The sequence below is a fragment of the Limimaricola litoreus genome (assembly GCF_024159025.1).
GTDB lineage: Bacteria > Pseudomonadota > Alphaproteobacteria > Rhodobacterales > Rhodobacteraceae > Limimaricola > Limimaricola litoreus.
The window spans coordinates 1-11,636 of record NZ_JAMYXC010000236.1 but is presented as its reverse complement, the minus strand read 5'-3'; the positions used below and the strand labels follow the sequence as shown (position 1 = coordinate 11,636).

Annotated in this window: 14 protein-coding genes; 8 read left to right on the top strand and 6 right to left on the bottom strand. The window is 60.8% G+C overall.

Annotated features, from left to right (window positions below; translation table 11 throughout):
• On the bottom strand, window positions 1–259 hold a 259-nt coding region (locus tag NHG85_RS19885), incomplete at its 3' end, for an AbrB/MazE/SpoVT family DNA-binding domain-containing protein (protein ID WP_370363036.1).
• Window positions 260–319: 60 nt separating this feature from the next.
• Entirely contained in the window at window positions 320–2,281 is a 1,962-nt protein-coding gene (locus NHG85_RS15280; protein ID WP_253333878.1) for a hypothetical protein, read from the bottom strand.
• A gap of 387 nt (window positions 2,282–2,668) precedes the next feature.
• On the opposite strand from NHG85_RS15280, the gene NHG85_RS15275 reads away from it, so the two are divergent.
• Entirely contained in the window at window positions 2,669–2,935 is a 267-nt protein-coding gene (locus NHG85_RS15275) for a hypothetical protein (RefSeq protein ID WP_253333876.1), read from the top strand.
• A gap of 56 nt (window positions 2,936–2,991) precedes the next feature.
• Here the strand turns inward: NHG85_RS15275 and NHG85_RS15270 are convergent, their stop codons facing one another.
• Window positions 2,992–3,159 (bottom strand): hypothetical protein, encoded by a 168-nt coding sequence (locus NHG85_RS15270; protein ID WP_253333874.1) that lies wholly within the window; start codon window positions 3,157–3,159, stop codon window positions 2,992–2,994.
• Between the two features lie 45 nt (window positions 3,160–3,204).
• Here NHG85_RS15270 and NHG85_RS19880 point away from each other — a divergent pair, with 45 nt between their 5' ends.
• The 7 genes from NHG85_RS19880 to NHG85_RS15235 all read left to right on the top strand — a co-directional run bounded on the left by NHG85_RS19880 (window position 3,205) and on the right by NHG85_RS15235 (window position 10,337).
• Window positions 3,205–3,720: a tyrosine-type recombinase/integrase gene (locus tag NHG85_RS19880; RefSeq protein WP_370363035.1), complete on the top strand. Its 516-nt coding sequence runs from the start codon at window positions 3,205–3,207 to the stop codon at window positions 3,718–3,720.
• 196 nt (window positions 3,721–3,916) lie between these two features.
• Window positions 3,917–4,678: an HNH endonuclease family protein gene (locus NHG85_RS15260; protein ID WP_253333871.1), complete on the top strand. Its 762-nt coding sequence runs from the start codon at window positions 3,917–3,919 to the stop codon at window positions 4,676–4,678.
• Between the two features lie 269 nt (window positions 4,679–4,947).
• Window positions 4,948–6,054, top strand: a complete 1,107-nt coding sequence (locus NHG85_RS15255; RefSeq protein WP_253333869.1) for an ABC-three component system protein — start codon at window positions 4,948–4,950, stop codon at window positions 6,052–6,054.
• On the top strand, window positions 6,051–6,548 hold the full coding sequence (locus NHG85_RS15250; RefSeq protein ID WP_253333867.1) for an ABC-three component system middle component 2: 498 nt from the start codon (window positions 6,051–6,053) through the stop codon (window positions 6,546–6,548). Before NHG85_RS15255 ends, NHG85_RS15250 begins: the two co-directional genes overlap by 4 nt.
• Window positions 6,549–8,402, top strand: a complete 1,854-nt coding sequence (locus NHG85_RS15245) for a hypothetical protein (RefSeq protein WP_253333865.1) — start codon at window positions 6,549–6,551, stop codon at window positions 8,400–8,402.
• A 301-nt stretch (window positions 8,403–8,703) separates the two neighbouring features.
• Window positions 8,704–9,534 (top strand): protein NO VEIN domain-containing protein, encoded by an 831-nt coding sequence (locus tag NHG85_RS15240; protein WP_253333863.1) that lies wholly within the window; start codon window positions 8,704–8,706, stop codon window positions 9,532–9,534.
• Complete coding sequence (locus NHG85_RS15235) at window positions 9,531–10,337, top strand: hypothetical protein (protein ID WP_253333861.1); 807 nt, start codon at window positions 9,531–9,533, stop codon at window positions 10,335–10,337. Before NHG85_RS15240 ends, NHG85_RS15235 begins: the two co-directional genes overlap by 4 nt.
• 162 nt (window positions 10,338–10,499) lie before the next feature.
• Here the strand turns inward: NHG85_RS15235 and NHG85_RS15230 are convergent, their stop codons facing one another.
• The 3 genes from NHG85_RS15230 to NHG85_RS15220 all read right to left on the bottom strand — a co-directional run.
• Window positions 10,500–10,751, bottom strand: coding sequence for a hypothetical protein (locus NHG85_RS15230; protein WP_253333859.1), 252 nt, complete (start codon window positions 10,749–10,751; stop codon window positions 10,500–10,502).
• Window positions 10,752–10,859: 108 nt separating this feature from the next.
• Complete coding sequence (scpB, locus tag NHG85_RS15225; RefSeq protein ID WP_253333857.1) at window positions 10,860–11,435, bottom strand: SMC-Scp complex subunit ScpB; 576 nt, start codon at window positions 11,433–11,435, stop codon at window positions 10,860–10,862.
• Window positions 11,436–11,437: 2 nt separating this feature from the next.
• Window positions 11,438–11,636, bottom strand: a 199-nt coding sequence (locus NHG85_RS15220; protein WP_253333855.1) for a DUF1403 family protein, incomplete at its 5' end; no start/stop codon positions are given.

Sequence of the window (11,636 nt, the reverse complement as noted above, 5' to 3'; positions counted from 1 at the left end):
CGAGGTCGATTTCGGGATCCACCGTGCCGCGAGCTTTCTCGAAGGCGACTGGAAACCGATCGGGCGCCTCAAGGCGGGGGAAACGGCCGTCTTTGGGTGGCCGCCCCCTGAACCGACGAAGTCCGGCCAAGATACCGCCAAGGCGTCTTCGGCGGATAAAGGTAACGACAGGACCGCCTTGGGCGTGGAGATCGACGCGATCGCCGGCTCTGAGCCCGAGCTTACGGACGAAGGCGGCGGGGATTCTGACGGCGAGCACATTGCCCCATTTGCAGATCCTCGGCACGTTACCTGCCCCTCCTCGGCGTGATCCGGACTCTCATGCTATCATGCAACATCGAATGCAGAAGAGCCCATGACCACCTTCGAGATCATTCTGTCTGTCGCCTCCGTCGTCGTCGCCATCGGGGTGAACCTCTGGATGCGTCACCTCGGGAACACCGCCGGACGGGATCGGCCGAGGGATCCCGAGCGCCTCCAGCGCTTTCTCGACACCGCGCCATACGAAAACCTCGACAAGGTCATGCGGCCGGGCTGGCGCGACCGCGATTGAATGGGGGCGACAGTTCGGTTCAGGTTTCCGCCTGGCTTCACTCGGCTCTGTGGCGGCATCCCTGTGCAAGGCGAAGCCGATCGATGAGGCGGGGTCAACGTCGTCGACGGCGTCGAACGCCATTTCACGCAGCACCACCTCGTCTGCCTGGAGGCCTGTCACGGCCTGTCCTTCCGGCGTCTCTGCTCGGTGTCGGATGACGACCAGTTCTGCCCGGGCCGCCAACGAGAGCGCTTCCTGGCCTCTCCTGTCTGCGCCCGATCGCTCCCCCTGGATTCTGGCGAGGTTCTCGGCGCCTTTCGTGCGCGTGGGCGTGTTTGGAGACGACTGAACAGTTGTCCGGGTAACTCCCTCCCCCTCCCCGAGCCTTCGGCAGAGCGAAGCTCCTTGTAGTGGGCACGAACCTGTCTCACCAAGATGCTCCTGGGGCTCCCGCATGTTTGACGTCTCTGCATCGGCCTTTTGCCGGCGATACCAGGTGGCTCGCGAAATCCCCTGCGCCTCCCACGGCTTCGTGCGGGATGTTGCGTTCGCAGCGAGATAGCTCGCCCGTGTCACGGCTCCGGAGGCCGCTCGGCGCATTCGTTGCCTTCCGGCTTTCCGGCGCTTGCGTTCCATCATGGAGAAGACCTGCCGCAAGCCGAGCGCACGCGCCATCTCGTCCGAGACGCAGAGCAGGTCGGCAAGCGTGGCGCCGGCATAATGATAGCGGCCGTCCGACATCAGTGATCCGCTTCGGGGAAGCGCTGCCCTTTCCGCGGCATGCTTGGCGATGGCGCCCACCTCGTTGGTGGAGAGCCCCGGGGTCGCGATGCTCGCCATCGCATGGGTTCGCGCGTCGATATCCCCGGGGTTCTCCTGGTGCGTCAGGCAGGTGGCCCACAGATGCAGCCATGTGTTCCGGTGGCCGACCGGCACACGACCGCCCCAGGCATCCAGCAGGCGCTCCAGATCCTCCTGGATTTCGACGAAGCGCTGGCCGGGGCTCAACCTGGACTGGCGCGACCCGCCCTGCCCCGAGGAAGCCTTCAGCCTCTTTCGGGCCTGCAGTTCCCGGCGGGTCGGTCGACCGGAAGCGATGTAGATCCGGTCCGCAAGATCTTCGAAGGAATGGCGCTGCAGGCTTCCGCCAAGGATCTCGACCGTGCGGCCGCTCTTGAGGTTGATCGAGCCCGGAATTCGGAACACCCGGGCGGTGTCGCAGCAGCGGGGATCCGCGCCGTAGATGCGATACAGGCCGATGAGCGCCTTCTGCGCGGCGCTCCAGCGCCGCCTCGCGCGTGGGGGCAGGTCATTGATCAACCAGATGGCCGCAAGCCCGCGCCCCGTGAAGTTCACGAAGGACGGGACCGGCAGACCGCGGCGCTCGACATCGCGGGTGAACGCCTGCGCCCAGGCTGCCGGATCCGAGGTGAGGCTCCGAGGCGCGAGGTCGACGTCGAGGTCCAGGTAGAGGGCATTCAGGGCGGCCAGCCGCCGGTCCCGACGCGGGCCATGAAACCGGTTCAGGGTGATGTAGGCGGCTGTGTCAACGCAGCACTCGGCGATCCAGGGCGCCTCATAGGTCCGGTAAATTCTGCTGTGCATCCGCATTCCGGCTACGGCCGTCATGATCGTCGGCTTTCCGATCGCAGTGATCGGATGGAGCAGCTTCACGTAGTCTGCGGTGGTCAGCTGCTGCGCCACCGGCTGGGCGTCGAGGAGATGAGCGGGATCCAGATGTTCCATGCCCGGGAACTGGGTTCATGGCACGGGCTTGAGAAATGTCCGTCAAGAAACGCTGCGCCGTGCCGGGTGGCCGGATGCCAAGGCGACAGCGGCCACTGGTTCCAGACGCAAACTGTTGCGAATTTCCAGATAGCTCTGGCTGCAGGCAGCCAGTCAGACAGCCATCGACTTCGACGTGCGCCTTACCTTCGGCAACTCATCATCCCGCTGCCAGATTTTGCTTCTCGTTCTGAGTAGGGAACCCATCTCAAATTGGTAAGTGAAATAGGTGTCGCCCAGACCGGCACCGAGCCTGCCCTCGATCGAAAACCAGCCCCGCCCTATGTGCGGGCTGGTTCTCTCAAGAGGGCGGCTCCCATCAATGAAAAACAAAGAGCAGGATACACTATGACCGACCTCACGCTTTACGAACTCCAAATCTCCTACTTCGGATCAGGTCCGGCGATCCAGCATGCCCGAGGCAAGGATGAACTGCGCAAGCTCGTGCGCTGGAACCTGATCTCAGACCTTGAGGTCGAGGAAGGTGACGAGGACGACGTCGAGGAGCTGACGCCTGAGGATATCGACGACGGAGCCTATATCGAGTTTCGCTTGGAAGACGGTTGGATCGAATACAGGGTGAAGGCTGCCGAGATGGCAGCCACCGCTGCCTGAGCCTTCATGGATGTGATTGGGCGGGCCTTCGGGTCCGCCCTTTTCCTGTTCAGAACTCAGGTATCGGAAGCCTGTTGAGCCAGTGGCTCGCAGCCGAAGTTGAAGGCGAAGATCTCGTCACCGCCTACAACCTTATGCCCGCCGCCCATCACCGTGACGCGCTCGCCACGCCCTTCGACGGACAGCGAGGACGATCCCGAAGGATCGCTTGCCTCACTCTCCAAACTCTTCGCCTTACGGCCTCATATCCACCCTTCCGGTTGGACTCGGTGTCCCGAGCGGCCCGAAGCTATTTCAGGAGATCAGTCCGCGGTAGTGGGATCAGCTCGCGCAGTTTGGTGTCGGTGGAAGACGTCGCCTACCAGATCTACGGCCTGCGCATTCCGGCCTTCAAGCGAAGTCCTGCCCGTTTCGCTTTCCTGCCAGACGAAGGCAGGGCCTTCTTTCAGCAATGCTGCGTGGGAAGGGCCCCCCGGGATCATGTTCTGCTTTCGGAGTCCGGGAAGGTCTGGCGGCGCCAGCACGCTGGACCATTTCGACTCGCTGCCGCCCGAGCCGGCCTGCCCTCCACCTTCGTCTTTCATGGTCTGCGGCACACCTATGCCAGCGACCTCATCTGCCACGGCGTGCCGCTGGAGGTCGTAGCCCGACAGCTCGGTCATGCCGATACGCGAACGGTCGCGTCGACCTACGGCCATCTGGCCGAGCGATACCGGGAGGAGATGATCCGCAGCAGGTTCTCGGCGCTGGTCACTGATCCCGTTGAGGGCAGGTCAATTGGGTAGCAACAGGCTGGTCCTAACCGGGCCGCTTGTCTTGAAGACGGTCAACCGCGCCGCTCCAGGACTGGGCACCTGCCAACGGCGGTATGGCGCTGATTGCATGAACCCTACTCCACTCCCAAGGGGCGCAAGAGTTTCCCCTACACAACTGGAGCGAGCTATGCGCACATGGGCACATCTGCTTTCGAGAAGGTGCCGCATGAGTTTTCTCCGCGTGATCGCGATTTCCGCTGCCATAGCCATTCCCACGCTCGGCGCAGCCGATCCGGTGAAGATGTCGACCTCGGCGATCTGCCATTGTCCCGGCGGCGCCTACTATGCGCGGACAAAGAACTTTCGTCCCTTCCCCTCCATACAGGCTTGTCTCGAGGCAGGCGGACGACACCCCAAGAAGGGCCAGGGCGCCTGCGATCTCTCATCCTCGGCACCCGCTCTCAGTCAGCCAACTGCCAACGCCGTCATCGTCTCGGCTGGAAACGGCAGCTACGACCGGGACCTGTTCGGCGGCTGGGCCGATGACGACGGTGACTGCCAGAACACCAGGCATGAGCTTCTGGCCGAGCTGTCGACTGGGCCGATCCGCTACTCGGGGGACGGCTGCCGTGTCGAGCGAGGTCGCTGGAACGACCCGTATTCGGGGCAGATCCATCTCGACGCTGCGGCGCTCGATGTCGATCACCTCGTGCCGCTGGCCTACGCTTGGGCCCATGGGGCCGATGCATGGGCGGAGGAAAAGCGACGTCGGTTCGCGAACGACCTGGTGAACCTGTTCGCTGTTGAAGCCTCTGCGAACCGGCAGAAGGGGGCATCGGGACCGCTCGAATGGCTGCCGGAGGATGCGGGCTTCCACTGTCAGTATCTCCTTCGCTTTACTCGGGTGTCGGAGTCCTATGGGCTTACGTTCCCTCCGCAGGAAGCCAACGCCATTTATGGGCTCGTTCGAGAGAAGTGCGAGAACTGAGCTGGTCTCCGGTGAAAGGCTTTGGACCAGTCATAACGGGCGGAAAACGGTCGTCCAATGCTATCAGCACCAATGGCCGTATTGTGCAGGAAGCCGACCTTCATAATAAGAGTGCCGTCGCTGAGTCCAGCGGTGACCACCGGCCCATTGCTACCCCCCTTAGATTGTGTGACACATAAACAGATACGTGTAGCTTGTAGAAGCTCGTTGTGTCTGAGGCTTGCGCAACATGATTATGATAGATGCAATATAAAGAAAATTAAGTCGAAATGGCTGAACTATTTTCGAGTATTACGCCTAAAGCCGCAAAATTAGTTGCGAGTGCTGCGCAGGTATCATCGGGCGTGCCTATACCGCCGCTCAGCTTACTCCCCATTCTATCGCCGGATGACTGGGAGCAATTCACGCACGAATGGCTCTGGTTCTACAAAGACAATGGCACATACCACGATGTAAACAAATATTCCGGAGCCGGAGATCTCGGCCTCGATCTTGTCGCCTTCACATCGGCGAAGGGCTTCGATGAAGCTTGGGATAGCTTCCAGTGCAAGCAATACGGCCACGCGCTGCAGCCGACCGATATTTATCCTGAGGTCGGAAAAATAGTTTACCATTCCTTTCAGAAGACGCCGCCTTTCAATCAAAGTGCGTGCGCCCCCCGTCGCCATGTCTTTGTATGCCCGCATGGCGTTGGAATCACAGTCGGACGCTGGTTGAAAGACCCGCAACGTTTCAAGGACGAAGTGCGGAAAGTCTGGGAAACGCATTGCGTCCCCAAAATCGCCAAAGGCTTGGTCGCTCCTCTTGAGGGGGATTTGCTGGCATACTTCGATGGGTTTGATTTTTCGATCTTCGATGATGAAGCAGCGGTCGATTTGATCGCAACCCACGAACAAACGCCGTTTCACCGGGCACGCTTTGGTGGGGGGCTCCCGCCTGTCTCTCCAGCATCTCCACCGCCAGATGAACCGGCAGAGCATGAAAGTGTTTATTTGAAGAAGCTCCTGGATGCCTATGGCGATCATCTGGGAGCGCCGTTGAGCAATCACTCCGAGCTGGATGAAGCACTGGGGGGGCACTACAAGAGACAGCGCGTGTTCTTCTATCACGCTGAGTCGCTGCGCAATTTTGCGCGTGACCGCACCTTGCCGGAAACCTTCGCCTCTTTGCAGGAGGACATCTATAACGGCATCATCGATATCTGCGAAGATGAGCACGCGGACGCACTGGCACGCTTGCGCGCTGCAGTGAGCGCCGCCGGACAGGTGGCGGCAGGCGGCAATGCGCTTTTTGCCGTATCAAGGGTGGCCGACAGGCAGGGAGTCTGCCATCAGCTCGCCAATGATGACCGCCTGACTTGGGTCAAGAAATCATGAGCAGATCGCAACAACACTCGCCGTTCAACAGCGCACTGGAAACAGGGGTTCGCACGCTGAGCGTGCTGACCGCTTCGTATCCTACGGCTCATGATCTGAGTAGACTCGTGCAGTATGACTACCTCGTTGTGCATTCAGCAGATGCCAACGGACCGCCCAGCTTGCACCCGCCCTTGCCGCTACGCACAAACGAACTTCTGGTGCGGCGCAAGCTCCTCGAAGCTGGTCTTCGGCTGCTGATCAGCCGGTCCCTTGCGAGCCGGATATTGTGTGAGCACGGTGTTCTCTACCGCGCCGAGGAAGCTGCGGGCGCATTTATGGACAATCTGGTGGCTCCTTACACAGCCTCCCTGCGCGAGCGAGCCGATTGGGTCACCGAGACGTTCGATCCACTGAGCCAGCATGAACTGAACCAAGTCATTGCAACGCTATTCTCGGCTTGGACGATCGAATTTCAGCCCGTTGAAATCGGCAAACAGGAAGAAGTCTTTTAGATGAGTGACCTTCTAATAAGATATCTTGCCTTCCTTGGCCCTCGTCGCGAACCTGCCTCTCTCAAGTTCGAGCGCGGCCTGAATATTGTTTGCGGCGCATCTGATACTGGAAAATCATTTATTTCCGAAAGCATCGACTTCATGCTCGGTCAGGAAGATCCCGTGCGTGATATACCCGAGCGCGCCGGATATGACCGTATCAGGCTTCTGGTTGATAGCGATACGCACCAGCCGCTTACGCTTGACCGAAGTGTGGAGGGCGGAAACTACTCTGCCTATTCCGAAGAGGTTTTCGAGGGCGAACCCACCACCGAAGCACGCATATTAAGATATAAGCACGCCGCGTCACGCGACGATACGCTGTCCTACGAGCTACTGAAACGAGTTGGGTTCACAGGCCGCACCCTCCGCAGGAACGCAGCGGGTAAAACCAGAAGCCTAAGCTTTCGTGATCTTGCCCGCCTTTGTGTCGTCACCGAGGAAGACATCCAGCGACGAAGCTCGCCCGTTCTGTCCGGCCAGTGGGTCACGGCTACGGCGGAATATGCTGCTTTCAAACTTATGCTGACCGGCGTAGATGACTCGGCGCTTGTATCCTCTAATGACACATCGGGGCGGCGCGACCGGGATAGCGGCAAACTCGAACTCCTTGACCAAATGGTCGCCGAGCTCCAATCCGAACTTGACGAGGCTGGAGTTGAGGAAGAGGAACTTCTGGAGCAGGAAGACAAGCTCAAGGCATCCATTCAAGACAGAACAGCGTCGCTCCAATCGGTGCAAAAAGAGCTTAGCTCCATTATGAACAACCGCGCGGAAGCGGCAAAGGCGCTACGCGATTCCAAGGCAAGAATGATCGAAATCAACGAGCTTGTCGGCAGATTCAGCCTGCTTGACGATCATTACAATACCGATCTTCAACGCCTCAATGCCGTGCATGAGTCTGGCTCATTGTTTGTGCATCTCGAGAAGAAGCCATGCCCGCTTTGCGGTGCGTTGCCAAGAGATCAGCATCTGGACAGTGATTGTGATGGCAATGCCGAAGCCGTTGTCCAAGCCGCGCGCGCAGAGATGAACAAGATCATCCGGCTGCGGCGCGAACTGGCCGAAACCCTCTCATCGCTGCGCTCGGAGTTTACCGAGCTGGAGAGTGGGCTCGCGCCGTTGCAGGCCAGCTATGACGGCTACGATGCCGAGCTTGGGGAAGTAGCAGCGCCTGCTGTTTCCGAAGAGCGAAGCTCGTACAATGCGCTGATGACAGAGCTGTCGGAGGTCCGCGTATCCCTGGAAAAGATCGAGAGCCTGAAAAAGCTCATGCAACGTCGAGGCGATCTGGAAAATGAGGGCGGACCGGATGATGGCGGCACTGGCAATGTAAAAACTCAGATTTCCAAGTTTATTTTGGACGAGTTTGCACAGACCATCCAATCCATTCTTGAGGAGTGGGATTATCCGGGTGTGTCCCGAGTTTACTTTGATGAAGCCAAAAAAGATATCGTGATATCCGGCAAGGAACGGGGCGGCACAGGCAAGGGCCTGAGAGCAATTACGCACGCTGCATTCACTATTGGCCTCATGGAATTTTGCCGCGAGCGCGATCTGCCGCATCCAGGTTTTATTGTTCTGGATTCTCCCCTGCTGGCCTATTGGAAGCCGGAAGGCAAAGATGATGATTTGAGAGGGACTGACCTGAAAGAAAACTTCTATCGTTACTTGATGGGAATATCGAAAGAGAATCAGGTCATTGTAATCGAGAACGAGCACCCGCCAGAGTTCGTAGGGAAAGAGACTCCCGTGACAATTTTCACCAAGAACCCCGGCTCTGGTCGGTATGGTCTATTTCCTCTAAATGAATGAGATTTCCATACATGGCGAAGATGGGATTCGCGCATAATTAGTTCCCCAGCATGAGATTGGTCCGCAGGAATTTATCTATCGAGGTCTACATTGATCTGACTGTTGCGCGCCACGGCTGCAGATACCAAAGCGCTCTTTGGGCTACCTCGGTCATTGCCTGCGCGAGACGCGGATGGCAGCAAAGAGCCGTTTGCGACAGCGACTGAGAAACCTCTCCTCGGTCGCTCCAACGCCCGATAAGCAACCTTTGGGCACCTCGAACCCTAATGACACTCAACCTGCCCCATCGTAGCCTGGCGGCATGAGCTCGAGCGATTGGTCAGACTTCGAAAACGACGTCGTCGTAGCATCCTACTTTGCGATGCTCAGCGATGAGTTGTCGGGACGCCCTTATAACAAGGCGGGCCAGAACAGAGCTTTGCAGGAGCAGATCAGGCGGAGCCGCGGCTCGATCGAGTTCAAGCTGTGCAACGTGTCCGCGGCCTGCCTTGGCCTGGGGCTGCCGATCATCAAGGGCTACCTGCCACGGTTCAATGTCCAGATGTCGCTCGCCGAGGCCGCCGCCCGTTGGCTCGCGCGGCACCCGGAATGGGAAGCAGCTCTGCATGGCAAGGCCGTCCCACAGACGACCGAGCTTGCCATGCTCCACGTTGGCGTCGCACCGACCCAGCGCAACGCGCTGCCCTCGGAGGATCTCGAGCATACGCAGCGCATTGCACGACGTTTCGACGTGGCTGGCCGGGATGAGCGCAACCGCGCTCTGGGCCATGCCGGCGAAGAGCGCGTGTTTCGCCATGAGATCCATGCCCTGCGGCAAAGCGGCCGCGAGGACCTGGCACGGAGGGTTCGCTGGGTCTCGAAGGAGGATGGCGATGGCGCCGGCTATGACATCGCCAGTTTCACGCCCGAAGGCCGGGAGCGTCTTATCGAGGTGAAGACCACCAATGGGTGGGAGCGGACCCCCTTTCACATCTCGCACAACGAGCTTGAGGTTGCGAATGAGCGCCGCAATGACTGGCATCTCTTCCGGGTCTACGAGTTTGCGCGCGCACCGAAAGCGTTCGAGCTGCGGCCCCCTCTCGACGCGCATGTCTCGCTGACCGCCACGAGCTTTCGGGCGAGCTTCCAATGACCAATCCACCGCACAGCTTTGCCCGCACCATCGGCATCGATTATTCCGGGGCCGAGACCGCAGAGGCGAGCCTCAAGGGATTGCGGGCTTATCAGGCCCTCGGCGACGAGGAGGCGCAGGAAGTCCTGCCGCCTGTGGGACCTCGGAAATACTGGACCCGGCGCGGGCTGGCGGAATGGCTGATGCAGGAGCTGGACGGCCGCGTTCCAGCGATCGTCGGCATCGACCACGCGTTCTCCTTCCCAATGCGCTACTTCGAACGTCACCGCCTGGCGCCGGACTGGCCGAGCTTTCTGGACGACTTCTGCGCGCATTGGCCGACGGACGAGCCACACACCTATGTAGATTTCGTGCGGTATGGCCACCTCGGGAACGGGGCGGCCCGGACGGGCGAGCGAACCTGGCGCCGCCTGACCGAGGAGGCCACCGGATCGGCGAAGTCGGTGTTTCATTTCGACGTGCAGGGCTCCGTCGCGAAGTCCACCCACTCCGGACTCCCCTGGCTTCGCGCGTTGCGCAGGACGAGGCCAGGGCTTCACTTCTGGCCGTTTGACGGCTGGACGCCGGCCCCGGGGGCTTCGGTTGTCGTCGAGGCGTATCCGCGGCTCTGGAGCGCAAACTATCCAAGAGACGCGCGCACGCCCGACCAGCATGACGCCTATGCCATCGCGCGATGGCTCCAGGAGGCCGATCGCAGCGGTGATCTGTCAGGCGCCTTCGCAGCGCCTGCGCCCGAAGCGGTCGCCATGACGGGACAGGTCGAAGGGTGGATCCTCGGCTCCACCTGGCCGCCGGTCACATGACAACCCCCAAGCGGCAATGCCCGGCCTTTTCGTTTCCCTTTCAATAGAGGCAGCGCGCACAGCAGTGCCGTCGATCACATCAAGCGGTCTTGGGCGCGGTCCGATGCCCCTCGCAGCTGGCCGCCCAAGAACGGCGGAGTTCAAGGCCTGTGTAGTGCTATCTTAGCTTGCTGTCCGCATGTGCGGCAGCGGCTTATCAACCGAGATGATGGCAAAGGTGCGACTACCTGCCAGCCTGGCAATCGAATCTTCGAGCGCGTCGGTGTCCCGGACGTGACCTGCACGGGCTTGGCCGACAAGGGTGAGAGCGAGATCGTAGAACGGCTTGGCAACGCCTTGAAGGCGCAACGGCAAGTGGTCATAGGCGAACTGCTCGCTGACGAATGTGGTCATGCGCTCCGCATAGTCTTGCATCGTAAATCTCCTTGTCATCATTGGGTGTGACAGGGAGATGGGTCGCTCGCCCGGAACGAAAAATCCTGGCAGCCATAATTCTGCAAACGGGGTCGACGTCGTAGCTGTCTACGATCCCGCCAGCCCCGCATCGCGCAGCTGCTCGGCATCGGGCAGGTCGCGCAGGTCCGCCAGCCCGAAAGCCACGAGGAAGTTTGGCGTGGTGACGTAGGTGTAGGGCGCGCCCCGCCGCGGCGCGCGCGGCCCCGGCGCGATCAGCTCCCGTGCGGCCAGCCGGCCGATCAGATCGCGCGAGATCTCGTGTCCGAATATCTCCCTGAGGCCATCGCGGGTGATCGGCTGATAGTAAGCGATGGCGGCGAGCACAGCGAGATCGCGCTCCGACAGGCCGATCTCCCGGTCCCCGACATCGACAGCGGCGCGGATCACCTCCCCGTAGACGGGCCGGGTGCGCAGCATCCAGGCGTCGCCGATGCGCACGATCTCGTAGGGCCGGTCGGCCAGCTCCGCGACGAGGTCGTCGAGCAGCAGATCCAGCGCCGCCCCCTGCCCCACGACGCGCGCCAGATCGGCACGCGGCACCGGCCGGGCAGAGGCGAACAGCACCGCCTCGATCCGCCGCATCCATTCGCGCCAGCGCAACTCGCGCGGCAGCTCGTCCAGCTCGCGGTCGATCGCAGCCATGATCAGAGCCCGTAAAGCCGGAAGCTGTCGCGGCCGGTCAGCTCGCGCAGCGCGCCCAAGGCGACCAGCCGGTCGCAGAGCCGCCGCGCGGCACGGTCCGACATTAAATGGGTCAGCGCCGTCGGTGCCAACGCGTCCTGCGCGAGAAACACCTCGACCGCCGCATCGGCGCCCTTGGCGCGCAGCTTCGGCGCCACGGCC